This is a genomic window from Cryobacterium sp. (assembly GCF_025463825.1).
Classification (GTDB): Bacteria; Actinomycetota; Actinomycetes; order Actinomycetales; family Microbacteriaceae; genus Cryobacterium.
Map to the genome: position 1 here is coordinate 25,320 of NZ_JAODBG010000088.1, position 21,881 is coordinate 47,200.

General features: G+C 69.5%; 19 protein-coding genes. 8 read left to right on the forward strand and 11 right to left on the reverse strand.

The window, feature by feature from the left end; genetic code table 11:
- Nucleotides 1-140: 140 nt before the first annotated feature.
- From JWP54_RS10830 to purD, 4 genes are all read right to left on the reverse strand, one after another.
- Entirely contained in the window at nucleotides 141-968 is an 828-nt protein-coding gene (locus JWP54_RS10830; RefSeq protein WP_297371723.1) for a VOC family protein, read from the reverse strand.
- A 103-nt stretch (nucleotides 969-1,071) separates the two neighbouring features.
- Nucleotides 1,072-1,935 carry an alpha/beta hydrolase gene (locus JWP54_RS10835; protein ID WP_297371672.1) on the reverse strand — a complete coding sequence of 288 codons (864 nt, stop codon included), beginning with the start codon at nucleotides 1,933-1,935 and terminating at the stop codon, nucleotides 1,072-1,074.
- 39 nt (nucleotides 1,936-1,974) lie between these two features.
- On the reverse strand, nucleotides 1,975-2,874 hold the full coding sequence (locus JWP54_RS10840; RefSeq protein ID WP_297371674.1) for a phosphoribosylaminoimidazolesuccinocarboxamide synthase: 900 nt from the start codon (nucleotides 2,872-2,874) through the stop codon (nucleotides 1,975-1,977).
- The gene (gene purD / locus JWP54_RS10845) at nucleotides 2,874-4,142 is read right to left on the reverse strand and encodes a phosphoribosylamine--glycine ligase (RefSeq protein WP_297371676.1); all 1,269 of its coding nucleotides are present in this window, start codon (nucleotides 4,140-4,142) and stop codon (nucleotides 2,874-2,876) included. The genes JWP54_RS10840 and purD overlap by 1 nt, the downstream gene beginning before the upstream one ends.
- A gap of 87 nt (nucleotides 4,143-4,229) precedes the next feature.
- Between purD and JWP54_RS10850 the strand changes: the two genes are divergently transcribed.
- Complete coding sequence (locus JWP54_RS10850; RefSeq protein ID WP_297371678.1) at nucleotides 4,230-4,592, forward strand: sterol carrier family protein; 363 nt, start codon at nucleotides 4,230-4,232, stop codon at nucleotides 4,590-4,592.
- Between the two features lie 114 nt (nucleotides 4,593-4,706).
- Here JWP54_RS10850 and JWP54_RS10855 read toward each other — a convergent pair whose 3' ends face one another.
- A complete protein-coding gene (locus JWP54_RS10855) occupies nucleotides 4,707-5,651 on the reverse strand; it encodes a ribokinase (RefSeq protein WP_297371680.1) in 945 nt (314 codons plus the stop codon).
- Nucleotides 5,652-5,850: 199 nt separating this feature from the next.
- On the opposite strand from JWP54_RS10855, the gene JWP54_RS10860 reads away from it, so the two are divergent.
- The 3 genes from JWP54_RS10860 to purM are packed head-to-tail and all read left to right on the forward strand — an operon-like array spanning nucleotide 5,851 to nucleotide 9,008.
- A complete protein-coding gene (locus tag JWP54_RS10860) occupies nucleotides 5,851-6,300 on the forward strand; it encodes a hypothetical protein (RefSeq protein ID WP_297371682.1) in 450 nt (149 codons plus the stop codon).
- Between the two features lie 15 nt (nucleotides 6,301-6,315).
- Nucleotides 6,316-7,908: an amidophosphoribosyltransferase gene (purF, locus tag JWP54_RS10865; protein ID WP_297371684.1), complete on the forward strand. Its 1,593-nt coding sequence runs from the start codon at nucleotides 6,316-6,318 to the stop codon at nucleotides 7,906-7,908.
- The gene (gene purM / locus JWP54_RS10870) at nucleotides 7,905-9,008 is read left to right on the forward strand and encodes a phosphoribosylformylglycinamidine cyclo-ligase (RefSeq protein ID WP_297371687.1); all 1,104 of its coding nucleotides are present in this window, start codon (nucleotides 7,905-7,907) and stop codon (nucleotides 9,006-9,008) included. The genes purF and purM overlap by 4 nt, the downstream gene beginning before the upstream one ends.
- Before the next feature lie 217 nt (nucleotides 9,009-9,225).
- On the opposite strand, the gene JWP54_RS10875 is transcribed toward purM, so the two are convergent.
- Entirely contained in the window at nucleotides 9,226-9,465 is a 240-nt protein-coding gene (locus JWP54_RS10875) for a DUF3073 domain-containing protein (RefSeq protein WP_297371689.1), read from the reverse strand.
- Between the two features lie 148 nt (nucleotides 9,466-9,613).
- Between JWP54_RS10875 and JWP54_RS10880 the strand changes: the two genes are divergently transcribed.
- Complete coding sequence (locus tag JWP54_RS10880; protein WP_297371692.1) at nucleotides 9,614-10,699, forward strand: NAD(P)-binding domain-containing protein; 1,086 nt, start codon at nucleotides 9,614-9,616, stop codon at nucleotides 10,697-10,699.
- A 37-nt stretch (nucleotides 10,700-10,736) separates the two neighbouring features.
- Here the strand turns inward: JWP54_RS10880 and JWP54_RS10885 are convergent, their stop codons facing one another.
- The 4 genes from JWP54_RS10885 to JWP54_RS10900 form a co-directional block, all read right to left on the reverse strand.
- Entirely contained in the window at nucleotides 10,737-12,839 is a 2,103-nt protein-coding gene (locus JWP54_RS10885) for an APC family permease (protein ID WP_297371726.1), read from the reverse strand.
- A 189-nt stretch (nucleotides 12,840-13,028) separates the two neighbouring features.
- Nucleotides 13,029-13,631, reverse strand: a complete 603-nt coding sequence (locus JWP54_RS10890; protein WP_297371695.1) for a PadR family transcriptional regulator — start codon at nucleotides 13,629-13,631, stop codon at nucleotides 13,029-13,031.
- Nucleotides 13,628-14,506, reverse strand: coding sequence for a DUF4097 family beta strand repeat-containing protein (locus JWP54_RS10895; protein WP_297371698.1), 879 nt, complete (start codon nucleotides 14,504-14,506; stop codon nucleotides 13,628-13,630). Before JWP54_RS10895 ends, JWP54_RS10890 begins: the two co-directional genes overlap by 4 nt.
- Before the next feature lie 99 nt (nucleotides 14,507-14,605).
- A complete protein-coding gene (locus tag JWP54_RS10900) occupies nucleotides 14,606-15,445 on the reverse strand; it encodes a CPBP family intramembrane glutamic endopeptidase (RefSeq protein WP_297371700.1) in 840 nt (279 codons plus the stop codon).
- A gap of 128 nt (nucleotides 15,446-15,573) precedes the next feature.
- Between JWP54_RS10900 and JWP54_RS10905 the strand changes: the two genes are divergently transcribed.
- Complete coding sequence (locus tag JWP54_RS10905) at nucleotides 15,574-16,329, forward strand: MerR family transcriptional regulator (RefSeq protein ID WP_297371703.1); 756 nt, start codon at nucleotides 15,574-15,576, stop codon at nucleotides 16,327-16,329.
- Between the two features lie 34 nt (nucleotides 16,330-16,363).
- Here JWP54_RS10905 and JWP54_RS10910 read toward each other — a convergent pair whose 3' ends face one another.
- Nucleotides 16,364-16,981: a hypothetical protein gene (locus JWP54_RS10910; RefSeq protein ID WP_297371706.1), complete on the reverse strand. Its 618-nt coding sequence runs from the start codon at nucleotides 16,979-16,981 to the stop codon at nucleotides 16,364-16,366.
- A 62-nt stretch (nucleotides 16,982-17,043) separates the two neighbouring features.
- Between JWP54_RS10910 and JWP54_RS10915 the strand changes: the two genes are divergently transcribed.
- Nucleotides 17,044-18,495: a PLP-dependent aminotransferase family protein gene (locus JWP54_RS10915; RefSeq protein ID WP_297371709.1), complete on the forward strand. Its 1,452-nt coding sequence runs from the start codon at nucleotides 17,044-17,046 to the stop codon at nucleotides 18,493-18,495.
- A gap of 72 nt (nucleotides 18,496-18,567) precedes the next feature.
- Nucleotides 18,568-21,804: an efflux RND transporter permease subunit gene (locus JWP54_RS10920; protein ID WP_297371712.1), complete on the forward strand. Its 3,237-nt coding sequence runs from the start codon at nucleotides 18,568-18,570 to the stop codon at nucleotides 21,802-21,804.
- The last annotated feature ends 77 nt before the right edge of the window (nucleotides 21,805-21,881 follow it).

Genomic DNA, 21,881 nt, shown 5'->3' on the forward strand with positions numbered 1-21,881 from the left:
CGCCCGATCACCCAGGCTCCCGCACGTATACGCCCGTTCGTGGCACGTGTTCGCCCTGGTGGCACGTGTTCCCACACGTGCCGCGGGACCCGACCCGTGCCGCGAGACCTCGCGCGCAACTCGGCACCCGGGCGCGCCGGCTACGCCGTGCGCACCCGGATCTGGTTCGCCCAGGGGTCGTCGAAGCCGAGCACCTGGCCGTCGTGGCGGGTCTGCACGCCGTAATGGGCCATCCGCTCGCCGAGCTGGCCGAGGTCGTCGCTGGTGGGCAGCACGATCTCCACCTGGCCGAGGCCGAGCGCCAGGCGGCGTTTGCCCGAGCCGACGCTGTTCCAGGTGTTCATCGCCATGTGGTGGTGGTACCCGCCGGCGGAGACGAACAGGGCCGAGTCGCCCACCGTCGCGGTGGATGCGAAGCCGAGCCGGTTGACATAGAACTCGCGGGCCCTGGCGACATCGCCCACGGAAAGGTGCACGTGGCCCACCACGGCGTTGCCGGCCGACGGGTCGCTGAGCCCGGATTCGGTGAGGTGTTCGGTGATGAAAGCGTTGGGGTCCAGGTACAGGGTCGCCATCTCGATCTGGCCGTGCGTCCAGCTCCACTCCGAGCGGGCACGGTCCCAGTACAGCTCGATGCCGTTGCCCTCGGGGTCGGTGAAGTAGAACGCCTGGCTGACCAGGTGGTCGGCGCTGCCGGTGAACGTGCCCGGATGCTTGGACGCGACCGAGTACACCGCAGCGGCGAGCTGCGCCTGGGTGTCGAACAGGATCGCGGTGTGGAACAGGCCGGCGGCGCGGGGTGCGGCGGCGGCCAGCTCGGGAGCGTGCTGCAGGATCACGATGGGCGTCGTGCCCCGACCGAGCACGGCGACAGGGCCGTCGTGGCTGAGCAGCGTCAGGGTCACCGCGTCGCGGTAGTACCCGATCATGCCGTCGAGGTCGCCCACACGCAGCGTCACGGCGCCCATTCCGGTGTCGGCGGCCAGCAGTTCGGAAGAGGATCGAGTCACGTCACGGTCAACGGATTCGTCCGCCCCGCTATTCCTTGACGGGACGGGAGAACAAGCTCGGCTACACCCGGCCGGCCCACTCGGCGATCGACCGGATCGCTGCGGCGAAGCCGGGGTCGCGCGGCCGGTTCAGAAACGCGTGGGCGGCACCGGCGTGAACACGGTATTCCACCGGCACACCGGCAGCGGTGAGTTCCCGGCCGAACGCCTCGCCGGAGGCCCGGATCGAGTCGCTCTCGGCGTCGATCATCAGCGTGGGCGGGAACCCGGCGACCGGGTGGCCGCCCGCAAACGCGAACGGGTCTGCCAGCGCGGCCGCCGTACCCGCGTAGTACCGATTCAGCAGGTTGAGCAGGGTCGGTGCGTGCAGGAACCGCCGCCGGCCGCGCAGCCGGCTGCGCACCTCGCGGGAGAGCTCCGGCAGGCGGGCGTGGAAGATTCCGTAGGTGAAGAACACTCCCCGCAGCGGCGGGGCGCCCCCGGCCGCCAGCCGGAGCACCGCCCCCGCCGCGAGGCACGCGCCGGCGCTCGCACCGCCGACGATCACGCCATCCGGGTGGTCCCGGTGCACGGCCCGCACCACGGCCAGCACGTCGTCGCCCGGCACCGGGTAGCGGATGCGCGCCCCGGCCGGCCGCAGGAACCCCGGGGTGGCAAGGCGGTAGTCCACGGTGACGACGCGATAGCCTTCCGCCGCCAGGGCGAGGGCGACCTCGTGGGTCTCCGGCAGGTCGAGGTCGCCCCGGACGAACGCGCCGCCGTGCACCCACACAATCGGCGCGGTGCCCGCGGCTGGTGCTCCCCGCGGTGAATACCAGCGCACCGGGATGGGCCCGTGCGGCCCCGCAACGGTGTCGTCGACCGGGGCGCTGTCGTCGCTCGGGCCGGCGGTGGCGATCGGGTCGGCGGTGGCGTCCGGGGTCATCCCGCCAGACTAGGGGTTCATCCGCCGCCTGCCGCCCCGCTACGCGGTGGTCAGCAGGGTCAGTAGCTCGCGGTAACGGGCCGCGGTCTGTTCCACGATTTCGGCGGGCAGCTCGGGCGGGGTGCCGGTCTGGTCCCAGTGCTCGATCAGCCAGTCGCGCACGATCTGCTTGTCGAAGCTCGCCATCCGCTCGCTCGGGGTGCTGCCGGCCAGCCAGCGCGCGGCATCCCAGTACCGGCTGGAGTCGCTGGTGAGCACCTCGTCGCCGAGGGTGAGCACTCCAGTGGCGCGGTCAGCGCCGAACTCGAACTTGGTGTCGGCGAGAATCACCCCGGCCGTCTCGGCGATGACCGACGCGCGCCGGAAGATCTCCAGCGACGCATCCCGCAGAGCCGCGGCGACATCGGGGCCGACGAGCTCCACGGTGCGCTCGAACGAGATGTTCTCGTCGTGCTCGCCCATTGGGGCCTTCCACGCCGGGGTATAGATCGGCTCGGGCAGCCGGTCCCCGTTCTGCAGGCCGGCGGGCAACGGGATGCCGCACACCGTCTGGCTGGCCAGGTACTCCAGCCAGCCGGAACCCGTGAGATACCCCCGCACGACGCATTCGATCGGGTACATGTCCAGGGTCTTGCACAGCATGGCGCGGCCGGCGACGGCGGCGGGGATCAGACTCGTCCTGTCGACCCGGTGATCGGGCACCAGGTGGTTCGGCACACCGTCGAGCTGGTCGAACCACCACAGGCTCAGGGTGGTGAGCAGTTCGCCCTTGCCGGGGATGCCCGGTTCGAGCACGTGGTCGAACGCGCTCACCCGGTCGCTGGCGACGACGAGCACCCGCTCGGCTGTGGCCAGATCGGTCGCGCCGGCCGGCACGTAGAGGTCGCGCACCTTGCCCGAGTAGACGTGCTGCCAGCCGTCCAGCTGCATGGCGGCCATCAGTTCGCGACCTTGGCGGCGATGTCGCCGCGGTGCTGCGAACCCGCCAGACCGATGAGGCCGACGGCCTCATACGCGCGGGCGCGCGCCTGGGTGAAGTCGGCACCCACCGCGACCACGCTGAGCACCCGGCCGCCGGTGGCGACGAGCTCACCGCCGGATACGGCGGTCGCGGCGTGCGCGATGGTCACGCCGGCCACCGCAGCGGCCTCGGCGAGCCCGGTGATCGGGCGCCCGGTGACCGGGGTCTCCGGATAGTTCTCACTGGCGATCACCACGGTCACCGCGGCCTCGGCCGAGAACTCCGGGCGGGGCAGCCCGGCCAGCTCGCCGGTCGACGCAGCCAGCAGCAGGCCGGACAGCGGCGTCACCAGGCGCGGCAGCACCACCTGGGTCTCAGGGTCGCCGAAGCGGGCGTTGAATTCGATCACCCGGATGCCGGCATCGGTGAGGATCAGTCCGCAGTAGAGCAGCCCGATGAACGGGGTGTCCTCGCCGGCGAGCTGCCGCACGGTGGGTAGGGCGATGGTCTCGATGACCTCGTCCACGAACGCGGCCTCGCTGCCGAAACCGGCGTCGAGCCAGGGCAACGGGGAGTAGGCGCCCATGCCCCCGGTGTTGGGGCCTTCGTCGTTGTCGGCGAGGCGCTTGTAGTCCTGGGCGGGGGAGAGCGGCAGCACGCTGTGGCCGTCGCTGAGGAGGAAGAGGGAGACCTCCGCGCCGTCGAGGAATTCCTCGACCAGCACGGCGCCGTGCTGCAGCCAGCGCACCGCGTGGGCGAGGGCGTCGTCACGGTCGGTGGTGACGAGCACACCCTTGCCTGCGGCAAGGCCGTCGGCCTTGACCACGTAGGGGGCGCCGTATTCGTCGAGGGCGCCCTGCGCCTCGGCGAGGTTGCCGGCTCGCACGGCGCGGCCGGTCGGTACCCCGGCCTCGTCCATGATGCGCTTGGCGAAGGTCTTGCTGCCTTCGAGGGCGGCGGCGGCCTGGCCGGGCCCGAACACCGGGATGCCGCGGGTGCGCAGCGCGTCGGCCACACCGGCCACCAGGGGAGCCTCGGGGCCCACCACGACCAGGTCGATGTTGTGCTCCTGGGCGAAGTTGGTGACCACGTCGGAATCGGTGGGGTCGAGGTCCACCACCGGAACGTCCGCGGCGATGCCGGCATTGCCGGGAGCGGCGATCACGTAGGGTCGCGGCTCCTCGCGCAGGAGGGCAGTGACGATGGCGTGCTCGCGGGCGCCGGAACCGAGGACCAATATTCTCACCGGATCAGGCTACCCGGCGAACGAGGTCGTGCGCTCCCGCACGCCCGCCTGCTCACCCCGGCGGCCGCGAAGCGGCAGACTGGAGGCATGGCACGCGCGAGGATCGATGACGGGTTGGGCAGAACCGCTGTGAGCGCGTACCTGGCCGACGAATCGGGTGCGACGCGCGACACCCGGGCGCTCGCCGTGCGGTACACCCTCCAGTTGCTGGCCGAGAAGGCCGAGGGCAACACCGTCGAGGTGCGGGTACCCCCGTTCGGCGCCACGCAGTGCATTGCCGGCCCCCGGCATACCCGCGGCACCCCGCCCAACGTCGTCGAGACGGATGTCGCCACCTGGCTCAGCCTCGCCACCGGCACCCTGGCCTGGAGCGATGGCATCGCCTCCGGCCGCATCCACGCGTCCGGAGCGCGCGCCGACCTCGCGGCGGAACTGCCGCTGATCCCCTAGCCGCACCCCGTTCCGCACGAGGTGCCGGTACCTGTTCCCCGTGCGGACAATTGCACCCGGCGCACCGGGTGCAATTGTCCGCAGTGGCAACAGTTGCAGCGCGGAAGCGGCCGCTCAGGCCAGGACGGCAGCGACCTCGGCCAGGCCGGGCATCGAGCTCGTGGCGCCGGGCCGGGTCACCGAGATCGACGACGCCACGGTGGCCCAGCGCACGGCATCGATCATCCGCTCCTCGGTGATGCCGGCGCCGCTCAGCTGCTCCGGCAGGGTGAAGGAAGCCAGCCGGGCGACCAGGGCGCCCACGAAGGTGTCGCCGGCGGCGGTGGTGTCCACGGCCGTCACCGGGCGGGCTGGCGCCAGGCCCAGCACCTCACCGTTGAACGCGACAACGCAACCCTCGGCGCCGAGCGTCACGATCGCCCAGGTGTGACCGGCGCTGAGCACCTCGGCGGCGCGCACCGGGTCGGCCTCACCGGTGAGCTCGGCGGCCTCGATCTCATTGGGCACGACCAGGTCGACCGACGCCAGGAAACCGGCCGGCAGCGGCATGACCGGGGCGGGGGTGAGCACGGTGAAGACGCCATTCGCCCGGGCGACGGCGATGCCCGCGGCCAGCGCCTGCACCGGCAGCTCGCACTGCATCACGAGGAACGACGCCTGCGAGATCGTCGATTCCTGCGCCGCGGTGAGCCTCGTCACGGTGGCGTTCGCGCCGGACACGACGACGATCGAGTTCTCGCCGGAGTCCACGACGGAGATGTGCGCGGTGCCTGTCGGCGCCGTCACCCCGGTCAGGTCCGTCGCGCCGATTCCCTCGGCGCCCAGGAGGTCCCGCAGGTCGCGGCCATTGGTGTCGTCGCCGACAGCCCCGATGAAGTCGACGGAGCCGCCCTGCCGGGCGGCGGCGACGGCCTGATTGAGCCCCTTGCCGCCCGGCACAGTGCTGAAGTCGGTGCCGAACATGGTTTCGCCCGGCCTCGGCAGCCGGGGCTGACGCACAACGAGGTCCATATTGGCGCTGCCGAGCACGGCAATCCGGTTGCCCTTGAAATCGTTCACCGGCCCAGTCTGACGGATGCCGCGGCCGAGCACCCCGAAAATGGTCCGGGATGCCCACCCCGCGGGCTGCACCCCGGTGCGCGGGCGGCGCGCCACCCGCGCAGCGGCGCCTTCCCCGCGTAACGCGCCGTGCAGACGCGGACGCGGCCCCCGCACCCGGGCAGGCCGGCATCCGGCCGCGCCGTGCGACAATAGAACCGTGAGCTCCGCAGATCAGAACGGTGACGCCGAGACGCGCCCGTCCGGCAGTGGTCCGGTGTCGGCTGAGCCGGCCGGTGCCCTGGCCCCGTTTGCCCAGGAGCCCACCGAGACGGTGGTCTCCGAGGACACCCTCGTCGTACGCCGCTCGCCCAAATACGTCAACTTCATGATCGTCGGTGCCGTCGTCGGCGCCGTCCTGGCGCTGCTGCTGACCGTGATCTTCCCGCGAAACGCGGAGTTCGACCCGGCGCAGGTGTTCGGCTTCCTGCTCCTGGGCGGAATCGCCATCGGTGTCGCGGTCAGCTGTGTGGTCGCGATCATCCTCGACCGAATCGTCGGACGCTCCGCAACCACGGTCGTCGTCGATAGACTCGATGCGAACATCACACGCGCCTTCGATAAAACGGATCCTGGATCCGACCCCCAACCTTCCAACGAGAATTCTTAGTAAAGGGGCTGCGGCTTGCCCGGTGGCGACGGACGTCTGAATCATGATCTTCTTCCTGGCGAGAAGGGTCCGCAGGATGCCTGCGGGGTCTTCGGGGTCTGGGCGCCGGGTGAAGAGGTAGCGAAACTCAGCTACTTCGGCCTGTACGCCCTGCAGCATCGCGGCCAGGAATCGGCGGGCATCGCCACGAGCGATGGCTCGAAGATCCTCATCTACAAGGACATGGGCCTGGTGTCCCAGGTCTTCAACGAGGCCTCGCTGAGCACTCTGCTCGGCCACCTCGCAGTGGGGCACACCCGCTACTCCACGACCGGGTCGTCGAGTTGGCAGAACGCCCAGCCCACCCTGGGCCGCACGGCCGGCGGCACCGTGGCCCTCGGCCACAACGGCAACCTCACCAACACCGCCGAGCTGCTCGAACTGGTGCGGGAGCGCTACCCCAAGGTCGACGGCGAACTCGCCCGTGGCAACACCACCGACACCGCCGTGATCACCGCGCTGCTCACCGGTGACCTGGACCACACCCTCGAGGCCACCGCCATGGAGGTGCTCCCGCGCCTGCGCGGTGCCTTCTGCCTGGTGTTCATGGACGAGACCACGCTGTACGCCGCCCGCGACCCGCAGGGCGTTCGTCCGCTGGTACTCGGCCGGCTCGAGCGCGGCTGGGTCGTCGCCTCGGAGACCGCCGCCCTCGACATCGTCGGCGCCAGCTTCGTGCGCGAGGTGGAACCCGGTGAACTGATCACCATCGACGAGAACGGCCTGCGCACCCAGCGCTTCGCCGAGGTCAAGCGCGCCGGATGCGTGTTCGAGTACGTCTACCTCGCCCGGCCCGACACCACCATCGCCGGTCGTGGCGTGCACGAGGCCCGCGTCGAGATGGGCCGCCAGCTCGCCGCCGAGTACCCCGTCGAAGCCGACCTCGTCATCCCCACCCCCGAGTCCGGCACCCCCGCGGCCATCGGCTACGCGCAGGCGTCCGGCATCCCGTTCGGGCAGGGCCTGGTCAAGAACACCTACGTGGGCCGAACCTTCATCCAGCCCTCCGAAACCATCCGCCAGCGCGGCATCAAGCTCAAGCTGAACCCGCTCAAAGAGGTCATCAAGGGCAAGCGGCTGATCGTCGTGGACGACTCCATCGTGCGCGGCAACACCCAGCGGGCGCTGGTCAGCATGCTCCGTGAGGCCGGCGCCGCCGAGGTGCACGTGCGCATCTCCAGCCCGCCCATCACCTGGCCCTGTTTCTACGGCATCGACTTCGCCTCGCGTGCCGAACTGATCGCGACCGGCCTCGGCGTCGACGAGGTGCGCCAGGCCATCGGCGCCGACTCGCTCGGCTACCTCTCCGAGGACGGCATGATCGCCGCCACCGAGCAGCCGCGCGAAAGCCTCTGCACGGCCTGTTTCACCGGGGTCTACCCGATCAAACTGCCCGACACCCAGCACCTGGGCAAGAACCTCCTCGAGCGCGACTTTTCCACCTCGGACGGCTGTGACCCCGGTCCAGACGCCGAGTTCGAAAATGTGCTCATCCCTGAACCGACGCGGACGGCCAGCCTCGCCCAGCACGGTCAGGTCCCGTTCGGCGATCCCGGAAGACCAGAATGAGCAACGCAACCTACGCCGCCGCCGGAGTCGACACGCACGCGGGGGACCTCGCGGTGTCGCTGATGAAGACCGCGGTCTCCGCGACCCACGGCCCCGAGGTGCTCGGCGGCTTCGGCGGTTTCGCCGGCCTGTACGACGTCTCGTTCCTCACCACCTTCAAGCGCCCGCTGCTGGCGACCTCCACGGACGGTGTCGGCACGAAGGTCGCCATCGCTCAGGCGCTCGACAAGCACGACACCATCGGGCAGGACCTGGTGGGCATGGTCGTCGACGACATCATCGTCGTCGGCGCGCGGCCGCTGTTCATGACCGACTACATCGCCTGCGGCAAGGTCGTCCCCGAGCGCATCGCGTCGATCGTCGAGGGCATCGCGAAGGCCTGCGCCGCGACCGGCACCGCGCTCGTCGGCGGCGAGACCGCCGAGCACCCCGGGCTGCTCGGCCCGGATGACTACGACGTGGCCGGTGCGGCCACCGGTGTCGTCGAGGCCGACCAGGTCCTTGGTGCCGAGCGCGTGCAATCCGGTGACGTCGTCGTCGCGATGGCGTCTTCCGGCCTGCACTCGAACGGGTTCTCGCTCGTGCGGCACATCCTGGCCAAGCGCAGCATCGGCTACACCGACACCTCCGACGAACTCGGCGGCGTCGTGGGCGAGGCGCTCCTGGAGCCCACCCGCCTGTACACCGGGCCGCTGCTCAGTGTGCTCGCCGACCCGGAACTTGCGGGGGTCGTGCACTCGCTCAGCCACGTCACCGGCGGCGGCATCGCCGCCAACCTGGCCCGCGTGCTGCCCGTCGGCAGCTGGGTCGAGGTCGACCGGTCCACCTGGTCGCCCGCGCCGGTGTTCCGGGTGCTCGGCGACATGGCCGGCAGCACCCTCGAAAGCGCCGAGGGCACCTGGAACCTCGGCGTGGGCATGTTCGCCGTAGTCGCGGCCAACGCCGCATCATCCGTCATCGCCCGGCTGAAATCTGAGGGGATCCCCTCCTGGGTCGCCGGCCGCGTCTCCATGGTCGATCACGACCTCGCCGGCTTCGAGCAGGGTGCCAAGGGCGTCAACGGCGGGGCCGTGCGCCTCGTCGGCGCCTACGCCGCCTGATCCCGACCGCTCAGTCCCACCCTGACCGGCCCATTTTCGCTCGTGCGGCAGTGCCCGCGACGAGCAAAAGTGGGCCAGTCACGTCGGCGCACCTGACGGGAGGGCGGCGTGAGGCTGGCAGTTGGCCGAAGGCACGCTGTACGGCGCGGCCGGAGAAACACAGCTGCCACGGAACGACGTTCCGTGGCAGCTCGGACCGCACCGGTCGAGCGAACAGCTACGCGCGCTTCTTCTCGTCTTCGGGTGCGTAGCGGTCAATGTACTCGTCAGGCTCGTCGGCCGTGACCTTGCTCGCCTCGTACTCCGGCCACTTGGCCAGGTCCTCGTCTAGTTGCGGGTCGGTCGCCGGATGCCCGGTGAGCTCGCGTTCGAGCGCGTTGTAGTTGGTGTCCGGGCTGAAGTACTTCAGCTCGCGGGCAACCTTGGTGTGCTTTGCTTTTTGACGGCCGCGCCCCATGCGTGACCCCCTAACGATGCCAGGCCGGGTGAGCCATGAGTCACCCGGGAGTTGCCGAACAGAATAGTGAAATCTAACCGCTAGTTTAGCATGATGGGCCTGACGCCCCGATGACGCGGATGGCGCCGAGAACAACGGATGAGGTTGCGTGGTGGACGGCAGGGCTGTTCCGGTGGTGATCATCGGGTCCGGGCAGGCCGGATTGTCCGTCGCGTACCACCTGGGCCGGTTCGGCCTCGCGTCGGGCCGCGACTTCGTCATCTTCGACCGGGGCGCGGACGCCGGCGGCGCGTGGCAGCACCGCTGGGAGTCGCTGCGCCTCGGGGAGGCCCATCGGGTCAACGACCTGCCCGGGCTCGCCGAGCTGGGCCTGAGCTTTGAATCCGCCGACCGGAGCCGCCCCGCGCGCGACGTCGTCACCGAGTACTACCGGCGTTTCGAGGAGCACTTCGACCTTAGGGTGGTGCGGCCGATCACGGTGGCGTCCGTGTTCGACCGCGGCGCCGACCTCGTCGTCCGCACCGAGTCGGCCGAGCACGGCCAGCGGGAGACCGTCACCCGGCTGCTGGTGAACGCCACCGGCACCTGGGGTGCCCCGTTCGTGCCGTACTACCCCGGCGCCGGGTCCTTCACCGGGCGCCAACTGCACACCAGCGGGTACCGGGATGCCGCGGAGTTCGCCGGCCGGCGGGTGGTCGTGGTCGGCGGTGGCACCTCCGCCATCGGCTTCCTACTCGAGCTGGACGGCATCGCGGCGAGCCTCACCTGGGCGGCCCGGCGCCCGATCGAGTGGGTGCACACCGAGCGCCTCGACCCGGAGGGTGCCCTGGCCGCCGTGGCGATGCAGGATGACGCCGCCCGCGCCGGCCGGGCGCTGCCGAGCATCGTCAGCGGCACGGGCGTACCGGTGAGCCGGCGCATCCAGGCCGGCATCGACCGGGGCCTGCTGGTGGCCCGGCCCATGTTCACCGCCGTCGAACCGACCGGCGTGCGATGGTCGGACGGCTCGACTACCTCGGCCGACACGATTATCTGGGCCACCGGTTTCCGGCCGGAACTGCGGCACCTGGCGCCGCTGGGGCTCCGCGACCGGTCGGGCGGGCTCATCGTCGGTTCCGGATCGTCCTGGACCGACCCGCGCATCTTCCTGGCCGGCTACGGCCCGCAGGCCAGCACGATCGGAGCCCGCCGCGCCGGCCGGGTGATCGCCCGGCAGGTCATGGCGCTGCTCTGACCTGCCGTTTCCTGAGGGCGGGGTTGGTGCGGGCCGGCTACTTGCGCTTTCGTCTCTTGGCACTGCCGGGCCGGGCACGCGGCTTCGGCGGCGGGCTGGCCGGGCTGGACTTCGGGCCGGCCGCCTCCGCCGTCGCGACAGTGACACTGGTGGTGTCCAGGGTCGCCGGCGCGAGGGGCTTGCGCGGGATCGGGTGCGACCGGACCGGCTCGCCACGACGCTCCTGGCCGGGGATCGGCCGGGACCGGCGCCCGTAGATGAGCTCGGACGAGTCCAACAGCCAGGGCACCAGGGCGATGGTCACGCCGTGCACGAGCATCAGCTTCTGGCGCAGTCGCCGGGCCTTATGGTTGTGCAGCAACGACTCCCACCAGTGCCCGACGATATAGATCGGCGTGTACACGGTGACGACCTCTGACCCGAAGACCTCGCGGCGGTCCTTGATGTAGCAGATCAGCGGCCAGCTGATATCCCGGTACGGCGAGGCCACGATGTTCAGTGGCACCTGGATGTTCTGTTTGGCCCAGTCGATGATGAGGTTCTCGGTCTCCTCCTCGTCGATCGACACGTGCACGGCCTCGAGGCTCACGTGCCGGGCGGCGATGGCGTAGTCCAGCGCCTTGAGCACCGGCTTTTGCATCTTGCCCACGAGCACGATGGCGTGGTCGCCCTGCGAGCCGAAGGTCGTGATCGGGTCGACCTCGACCTCCTTGGCCACGTCGCGGTAGTAGCGGTTCACGCCGAGCATCAGCATGAACAGGATCGGCATCATCAGGAACACCAGCCAGGCGCCGTGGGTAAACTTCGTGATCGTCACCACGATCAGCACAACCCCGGTGAGCAGGGCGCCAAAACCGTTGATCGACAGGCTCCGGATGATCGACCCGCGGTTGGGTTGATCGGTCTTCAGCAGGGTGAGCCAGTGCTTCACCATGCCGGTCTGCCCGATCGTGAACGACACGAACACACCGATGATGTAGAGCTGGATCAGCACGGTCAGGTTCGCCTGGTAGACCACGATGATCAGGATGGCGGCCAGCGCGAGCAGCACCACACCGTTCGAGTAGATCAGGCGGTCGCCGCGGGTGCTCAGCGACTTCGGGGCGTAGGAGTCGCGGGCCAGCACGCTGCCGAGCAGCGGGAAGCCGTTGAACGCGGTGTTCGCGGCCAGCAACAGCACCATCGCGGTGGCGCCCTGGAGGATGAAGAACATCAGCGAGTTGTTGCCGAAGGTGGCCGCGGCGATCTGGGCGATCAGGCTGCGCTGGGGCTGGGTTTCACACTCCGCCCAGCCGATCAGGTCACAGGGATTCTCGGCGTAGTGCACCTTCGCGATCAGAGCCAGTGCGACCAGGCCCACGAACAGCACGATCGCGATGCCGCCCATGAGGGTCAGGGTGATCTGGGCGTTCCTGATCTTGGGGCGCTGGAAAGCGGGCACGCCGTTGGCGATGGCCTCCACGCCGGTCAGGGCGCTGCAGCCGCTGGCGAAGGAGCGCAACAGCAGCAGGATGAACGCGGTCTGGGCGAGGTTGTGGGCGTGTACCTCGAACCCGGCCGATTCGGCCACGGGTGCGTCGCCGAGAATCACGCGGCCGAGGCCGACGACGATCATCAGCAGCACGCTGCCGATGAAGAGGTAGGTGGGCAGCGCGAAGGCCTTGCTGGACTCGGCCACCCCGCGCAGGTTCACGGCGGCCAGGCCGATCACGAACACGACGGCCATTTCCACGCGCAGCGGCGCCAGGCCCGGCAGCGCCGAGATGATGTTGTCCACGCCGCTGGACACCGAGACCACCACGGTCATCACGTAGTCGACGAGCAAGGCGGATGCGACGACGAGGCCGGCCTTCTCGCCGAGATTCTTGGAGGCGACCTCGTAGTCGCCGCCGCCGTTCGGGTAGGCCTTGATGAGCTGGCGGTACGAGGCCACCACGACCACCAGGAGCAGCACAACGACGGCGGCCACCCAGGGGGCGAAGCTGAGGAAGGCGAGTCCGCCCAGGGTCAGGATCATGAGCAGTTCCTGCGGGGCGTAGGCCACGCTGGAGAGCGGGTCACTGGCGAAAATCGGAAGAGCAAGGTGCTTGGGAAGCAACTGCCCGTCCAGGTGTTCGCTGGCAAGCGGTTCGCCGATTATCCACCGTTTAGGTGATCGACCTTCAGGTGCTGGGGGGTTCCCCTCTGATGTCACGAGGGACGACACTACTCCGATGCCCCCCACAGTCAAGTTGTCGGATGATTCCCAGCTTCAGATGGGAATACTCTCAGACGACCGCGCGGCACCCAGCCGCCCCCGGCGAGGACGGCTGGGCGGAGGCGGCGGCTACTACGCGAGCGATGCCAGGATGCTGGCGCGCACCGCATCCAGCTGGCGCCGCAGTTCCGGCACGGTGTCTTCGGGCAACGAGGCGCGGTAGGCCTGCTTGCGCAGATCGGCCCGCAGCTGCTGCCGGAACTCGTTGAGCACCATATCAGCCTCGCGCAGCGACCGGTTGGAGTCGGCGGCGGGCTTGGGCTCCGCATGGGTCTTGCCCATGTCGGGGACGGCCTGCCTGGCGGCGGACGCGAGGTCGGCGCGCAGGCTCTTCATCGCCTCGGTCACCCCGGTGCGCACCTGGTCGGCCAGTCGGCGCACCGAGTCGGTGAGCTCGGACTCGATGTCGCGCAGGTCATCGGCGCGAGCAGCCAGTTCAGCACGGCCCGCGTCGGTGATTTCGTAGACCGTCTTGCGTTCGCCCGCGGTCTTGCTGACCAGGCCTTCTTCTTCGAGCTTTGCGAGGCGGGGGTAAATCGTGCCGGCGCTGGGGCTGTAGGTGCCGCCGAAGCGCTCGCTGAGGGCCTGGATCAACTCGTAGCCGTGCCGGGGACGCTCGGCCAGGAGGCTGAGCAGGTACAGGCGGAGGCTGCCGTGGGAGAAGGTCGGGGTCATGAGTCGACCTCGCCGCCCGGATATCCCTCGGCGGTGTCGGCGCCGGTACTGGTCGCGTCGCTCACCGTGTCGGGTGCCCGGCGCACCACGGAGATGTTGCCGGAGACCGACTTGGCCCGAAGGTCGAGCCAGGCGCCGCTGAGTTCTCCGGTGGTGCCCTCGTATCCCTTGCCGAGCGTGCCGCGGATGGTCTGGTTGTCCAGCTGCAGCGTTCCCGAGACGGTGTTCAACCGGTAGCGGGTGGCCACGTCGGAGCCCAGGCGAACGGTCAGCGCGCCGCTGACCAGATTCGTCGAGATCTCGTCGGGGGTGCCGTCGATGTCCAGGAATACCGCGCTGGTCACGCCGTCGGCGCTGAACTTGCCGATCGTGCCGCTCGCGGTGAGGTCGCCGGACACCGTGTGCGCGGTGATGTTGCCGGTGTGGTTCCGCACCGAGATCTCGCCGTTGACGGCGTTGAGTTCCAGGTCACCGAGGACATCGTCGATGACGAGGTCACCGGAGACCGTGCTGAGCTTGGCGTCGCTGCGGAGGCCCGTGATGAGGGCATCCGCGGTGATCACACCGAACTTCAGGAGGACGTCGCGCGGAACGGTCACGCTGACCTCCGACTTGGCGCTGCCGCGGAAGGATGCGAACACGTCGATGAAGTTGTCCCAGCGCAGCTGGGGGTGGTCGATCTCGAGTGCGTCGTCGACGATCGCGACCTTGAGGTCGAGCCCGGAGACACTGTGCACCTCGATGCGGGCACCTGGTTCGTCGCTGCCGATGATGTCGACTTTTCCCCCGATCAGGCTCACCTTGAGGGTGCGCACCAGCTCAATGTCGATGATCTTGGACTGACCCGGGGCGACCAGCCATTTTTCCTGCGTCATGGTTTTTCTCCTTACGCGATATATCGCGTTCACTAGAACTCAAGCTATATCGCGTCAAAGGGTCACACAAGGTCTCTCGGCAAACCCGAAGGTACCCGATCAATACGGGAAGATCGCCAGCCAGTCCCGGTTGTGGGCATGCACCAGCACCAGGAAAACGGCCAGGTCGAAGAGCAGGTGCACGCACACCACGTAGGTCAGCGACTTCGTGATCGAGAAGGTGTAACCCTGCAACAACGCAAACGGGATCGTCAGCAGCGGGCCCCAGCTGCGGTAGCCCAGCTCCCAGAGGAACGAGACGAACACCACCATCTGCAGCAGGTTCGCCGTCCAAAACGAAAAATGCCGCCGGAACAGGGCGAAGACCGTACAGATGAAGAACAGTTCGTCCCAGATCCCGACGAATCCCACTCCCACGAAGAGCCGCCCGAGTTCGTCGGGGGCGTTGATGGCCGGCCAGTTCAGGTATGCGCCTGAGCGGATGAAGTAACTGGGCAGGATCAGGTAACCCAGCAGCAGCACGCCCACCAGGTACCAGCGCTCAAGGGTGGTCCATCGTTGACCGGTCCTGATCGGGAACCACACCTGGCGATCGCCGAAAAACCGCCGCGACAGCAGGTACGGCACGGCGACGGCCGCGCTCAGGACGATCCCCATCAGGGCCATATTCGGGTAACTGATGTCAGCCTCGACCGAGATGGTGCTGATGATGACCAGCCCGACCGCGATCAGGAGCAGGTCCCTGAACAGGGCGCGATCCACCAGGAACGCCACCAGCAGCGCCGCGGCGAGCACCGCATAGCCGGGCAGCGGCAGACGCAGTCCGAACAGGAGCACCGCGGATGCCGACACCAGCGCCGCGGCCAGGAGGCGTGTCGCCCGCCGTTGCACGACCGCCCCGGGGCTCGCTCTGGCCGTGCCGCCGGTTCCTTGGTCCATGGGGCAATTCTGGTCGATGTCGCCGCCGGCGTAAATGGCGTGGCCCTGCTTGACGTTGACGCAGCGGCAAGTTCTACGCTGGGTCGTATCGGGCAACCGCCCGCTCGGCACTCAGGAAAGGGGAGGACATGGATCACTCGATCCAGGACGTCGCCCGGCTCGCCGGAACGACCAGCCGTACCCTGCGCCACTACGGTGCGGAAGGGCTCCTGCCGCCGAGCCGGATCGGGACGAACGGGTACCGCTATTACGACGACCGGGCGCTGGTGCGGCTGCAGCGCATCCTGCTGCTGCGCGACCTCGGCCTCGGGCTCCCCGCCATCCGGCTGGTGCTCGACCGTGAGGTCGACGAGACGGCGGCCCTCCGGGAGCACCTGGGCTGGCTCGAACAGGAACAACAGCGCCTCGACCGGCAGATCCGGTCGGTGCAGACCACCATCACCACATTAGAAGGAGAGGACCAACTCATGGCAGATCAGATGTTCGACGGCTTCGACCACACCCAGTACAAGGAGGAGGTCGTTGAGCGTTGGGGGGCAGACGCCTACAGAAACTCTGACGAGTGGTGGCGCAGCATGACCACCGCGCAACGGAAGGAGTGGCGGGCCGCCACCCGGGCGCTCCAGGCCGACTGGGCGGACGCCGTGACCCGACGGGTCGACCCGGCCGGCGCCGAGGGGCAGCAACTGGCCCGCCGCCACGTGCGGTGGCTCGGCGCGGTACCCGGCCTGCCGCGCGAAAACGGGCACCTGGCCGCGGACTATGTGCGGGGCCTTGGCGAGATGTACGTGGCCGACGACCGGTTCGGAGCCGATTACGGCGGCCCGGCCGGCGCGGCTTTCGTGCGGGACGCGCTCGCGCACTACGCCGACGAGCACCTGTAACCGGCCAGGCCCCGCGGGACAGCCCCGGGCCGGCTCAGGCGGCTGAGGGCGCCGCGGCGACCATCCGGCCGCTGTGGAGTTCCGGGCGGGCGAACAGCGGCAGCGTCCACTGGCAGAGCGGACCGACCAACAGGGCGAAGGCCACCGTGCCCAGACCCACATTGCCGCCGAGGGCCCAACCGACGCTGAGCACGGCACCCTCGATCCCGGTGCGCACGACCCAGATCTTCCACCCGGTTCGAGCGTGCAGCCCGGTCATCAGACCGTCCCGCGGACCGGGTCCCAGACCCGCACCGATGTAAATGCCCGACGCCACGGCCAGGAGCACCAGCCCCGCAGCGAAGAGCAGCACCCGTAGCCACAGGTCGAGGCCGGCGGGCACCAGCCACAGGCCGACATCCGCCGCCGGTCCCACGAGCACCGCGTTGAGCACGGTGCCGATGCCGGGGCGCTGCCGAAGCGGGATCCAGAGCAGCAGCACGAACACGCTGGTGATCGTCGTGATCACGCCGAAGCCCAGGTGGACGTGCAGGTCGATGCCCTGAGTCAGGGCCTCCCACGGGGCCACGCCGACGGCTCCGCGCACAATGAGCGCGATGCCGATTCCATACAGGAAAAGGCCAATGAGGAGCTGGGCGAGGTGACGTGTCATGAAAGCAATCCAATTCTACCCGCGGGCTGTAAACAAGAAGCCAATCGGCCTACAGTGGCTTTATGCCATCCCATCAGTTGTCCGCCCGGGGGCTGGAAAGCCTGCTGGGCCAGTGGCGTACCAGCGGCCCCGCGTACCGGGCGCTCGCCGACCGCATCCGTCTGCTCACCCTGGACGGACGCATTCCCGGCGGCAGCGGCCTGCCCGCCGAGCGGGATCTGGGCACCAGGCTCGGCCTCAGCCGTACCACGGTGACGGCGGCGTACCGCGAGCTGCGGGACGCGGGCTTCCTCGTCAGCGTGCAGGGCTCCGGCAGCCAGACCCGGCTGCCCGGCATATCGGCCGCCGCGGAGGCCGCGGGCGCGGTGGCCGTGCTCGACCTGGGCAAGGCGGTCCTGCCGGCCTGGCCCGGCCTGGCGGAGGTGGCAGCGCTCGCCGCGGCCGACCTGCCGGGGCAACTGGGGGGCTCCGGGTTCGAACCGCTCGGGATCCCGGAATTGCGCAGGGCCATCGCCGAACGCTACCGCGCCAGAGGGCTGCCCACCGAGCCCGAGCAGATCATGGTCACCGTCGGCGCGCAGCACGCCATCGCCCTGCTCGCCCGGGTGCTGGTCAGCCGCGGCGACCGCGTGCTCATCGAGACGCCCACCTATCCGCACGCCTCCGAAGCCCTGCGTGCCGCGGGCGGCCGGTTGATGCCGGTGTCCGTGACGGCCGCGCTGCCCGGTGCCGATGCGGGCTGGGACGAGTCCGCCCTGCTGCAGACCCTGGATCGCAGCAACCCGGTGCTCGGCTACCTGATGCCCGACTTCCAGAACCCGACCGGGCAGAGCATGCCCGTGGCGCAGCGCGAACGGGTGCTGGCGGCCGCAGCCCGGCAGGGCACCGTTCTCATCAACGACGAGACCATCGGTGAGCTCGACATCGACCGGGCGGGCGAGTACCCGCCGTTCGCGGCATCGGCGGACCCGGCCAGGCCCGACCTGGCCATCACCGTCGGGTCGGTGGGTAAGAGCGTCTGGGGCGGCCTGCGGGTCGGCTGGATCCGCGCCGACCCCGGCTTCATCCGCAAGCTGGCAGCCGCCCGCCTCGTCAACGACCTCGGCACGCCGGTGCTCGAGCAGCTTATCGTCGTCCGGCTGCTGGCCGAGCTGCCCGCAATCCTCGAGTCCCGCCGCGCGCTGCTGCGCGCGGGGCGCGACAGTCTGGTCGCCGGCCTGGCCGAACGCTTCCCGGAGTGGCAGGTGCCCCTCGTCGACGGCGGTGTCACCCTGTGGGTCAATCTCGCCAGTCCGGTCAGTTCCCAACTCGCCCTGGCCGCCAGGGCCCAGGGCCTGCTGTTGCCTGCCGGGCCACAGTTCGGCACCGACGGCGCATTCGAGAGGTTCCTGCGCATCCCGTTCTGCTACGGCCCCGAGGAGATGCCCCGTGCGCTGGACGCGCTCGCGCTGGCCTGGGAGTCGCTGCTGCGGCATCCGCTGCCCGACACCGGCTACCTCGCCGACGTGGTGTAACCGTAACGAGACCGTCACGTCGCTGCCGCATCCTGCCGAAGCCTGCAGACCCTGCAATGAGATACTGATCGGGTGTATTTTCTCTCGGTACTGAGCATGAAGAACCGGGCGCTCATTGCGCTCATCACCATCGTTGCGGCGATTTTCGGCAGCCTGGCACTGACCAGCCTCAAGCAGGAGCTGATCCCGTCCCTGCAGCTGCCGACCCTGCTGATCTCCACCAGTTACCCCGGCGCCTCGCCCGAGGTCGTCAACGACGACGTGTCCACGCCGATCGAGACCGCGATCCAAGGCATCGAGGGCCTGGAGACGACCTCCACGACGAGCAGCACCGATTCGTCGCTGGTCAACGCCACGTTCACCTACGGCACCGACCTGGTCAAGGCCGAGTCCAAGGTCAGCCAGGCCGTGAACCGCATCAAAACCACCCTGCCGGCCGACCTGGACCCGCAGGTGATCAGCGGCAGCATCGATGACTTCCCGGTGCTTTCCCTGGCCGTGTCCGGCGGCGACACCGACACCGTCGCCGACCAGCTCACCCGCAGCGTTCTCGGCGACATCCGCGACATCGAGGGGGTGCGCGACGCCGCCCTCGTCGGTGACATCGGCCAGCGCGTCACCATCACCCCGCATGCCGCAGCGCTCACCGCCCGCGGGCTCAGCAGCACCGCCATCCGGGACGCCCTGCAGCAGAACGGGTCGCTCATCCCGGCCGGCTCCCTCACCCAGAACGACCAGACCCTGTCCGTCCAGGCCGGCACGAAGCTCAGCTCCGCCGAGGACATCGCGGCCCTGCCGCTGCTCAACGCCGCACCGACCACCCTGCCCACCACCCTGCCCACCGGGCCGACCGCCACCGACCCCGCGACGATCGGCGACGTCGCCGAGGTCGTCCTTGTCGACAATCCCGTCACCAGCATCTCCCGCGTCGACGGGGAACCCGCCCTCACGATCTCTGTCACCAAGGTTCCTGCCGCGAACACCGTCGACGTCTCCACCGCCGTGCGCGCCATCCTGCCGCAGCTCGAGGACGCCGTGCCCGGCACCACCCTCACCGTGGTCTTCGACCAGGCCCCGTTCATCCAGGAGTCCATCGACGCGCTCACCCAGGAAGGCATCCTCGGGCTCGTCTTCGCGGTCCTGGTGATCCTGGTCTTCCTGCTGTCGGTGCGCGCGACCCTGGTCACGGCCATCTCCATCCCCACCTCGGTGCTGATCACCTTCATCGGCCTGCAGTCGGTGGGTTACTCGCTGAACATCCTCACTCTCGGCGCGCTCACGATCGCCATCGGCCGGGTCGTCGACGACTCCATCGTCGTGATCGAGAACATCAAGCGGCACCTGGTGTTCGGAGCAGACCGCTCCGAGACCATCGTGCGCGCGGTGCGCGAGGTGGCCGGCGCCATCACTGCGTCCACCATCACCACCGTCACGGTGTTCCTGCCGATCTCGTTCGTCGGTGGCTCCACCGGCGAACTGTTCCGGCCGTTCGCGCTCACCGTCACCATCGCGCTGCTGGCGTCCCTACTCGTCTCGCTCACCATCGTTCCCGTGCTGGCCTACTGGTTCCTGCGGGCGCCGAAGTCGGCCCCCGCCGAGGAGCCGGCCCCCGCTGTCGAGGTGACCCCGGCAGCACTGCCGGCCGCGGCGACGGATGCCGGACTGCCCAGCGCCGCCACGAGCACGGCCCCGGCGGGCGCCCGCAACCGGCACGCCGCCCCGGACGCCGACGGTTTCGACGAACGCGATGCCCGCGAGCAGCCCAGCCGGCTGCAGAAGGGCTACCTGCCGATCATCCGCTGGACCCTCAGGCACTACGTGGCCACCCTGCTGCTCGCCGCCCTGGTCCTCGCCGGCACCGTTGCCCTGCTGCCGTTCATGAAGGTCAACTTCCTCGGCTCCACCGGGCAGTCCACCTTCCAGGTCAGCCAGGAACTTCCGGTGGGCACCAGCCTGGCCGCTCAGGACGCCGCGTCCACCGTGGTGGAAGACACGGTTCGCGGTGTCGACGGCGTGAGCATCGTGCAGGTCTCCATCGGGGGTGGCAGTGCGTTCGCCGCGTTCTCCGGCGGGGGCTCGTCCTCCAGCACCGTCACGTATTCGGTCACCACCGACGACTCCGCCGATTCCGATGCCGTGCAGGCCGAGGTGCGCGACCAGCTGGACGGCGTCGACGACGCCGGTGAGATCACGGTCTCCTCCGGCGGTGGCGGCTTCGGCTCCACCGACATCGAGATCGACATCACGGCGGCCTCCGGCGCCGACCTGCAGTCGGCGTCCGACGACATCCTCGCCGCCGTCGGCGACCTCGACGCCGTCACCCAGGTGACCAGTAACCTGGCCGCCTCGCGTCCGTATGTGGCCGTGACGATCGACCGTACGAAGGCCGCCCGCGCCGGTCTCAGCGAACTCGCGCTCGGCACCCTGGTATCGCAGGCGATGCAGCCGAGCAGCATCGGCTCGATCACCATCGATGAGGCGTCCCTGTCGGTCTATCTGCAGTCCGAATCGTCCCCGGCGACCACCGCCGAGCTCGCCGACCTGCAGATCCCCACCCTTACCGGCCCGGTGGCGCTGGACACCCTGGCCATCGTCGAGCAGGTCGACGGGCCGTCAACCCTCACCACCACCAAGGGCCTGCGCACCGCCACCGTTTCAGCGACGCCGGGCAGCGATGACCTGGGCACCGCTTCCGCGCAGGTGTCCACCGCGCTGGCCGACACCGATCTGCCCACCGGCGCGACCGCGACCCTCGGCGGCGTCTCCGCCGACCAGACCGATGCCTTCCAGCAGCTCGGCATAGCCATGCTCGTGGCCATCCTGATCGTCTACATCGTGATGGTCGCCACGTTCCGGTCGCTGCTGCAGCCACTGTTGTTGCTCGTTTCCGTGCCGTTCGCGGCGACCGGCGCCATCGCCTTGCAGGTGATCACCGGCATCCCGCTCGGTGTGGCGTCGCTCATCGGCGTGCTGATGCTCATCGGCATCGTGGTGACCAACGCCATCGTGCTCGTCGACCTCGTCAACCAGTACCGCCGCCGGGGGCAGAGCGTCTTCGACGCTCTCGTGCACGGAGCCTCGCGCCGCCTCCGCCCGATCCTGATGACCGCCCTCGCCACGATCTTCGCGCTGCTGCCGATGGCGATCGGCCTCACCGGGCACGGCGGTTTCATCTCCCAGCCGCTGGCCCTGGTGGTCATCGGCGGCCTGGTCTCGTCGACGGTGCTCACCCTGGTGGTGCTGCCGGCGCTCTACCTGGTCGTCGAAGGCGGCCGGGAGCGCCGCCGGCTGCGCCGCGCCGCGCGCTGAGTCCGCTGCGCGGTGACCCGACGAGGTCGGGCCCGGCAACGCGGGTGCCGCGCCCGAACGCGGATGACGCGCGCGAC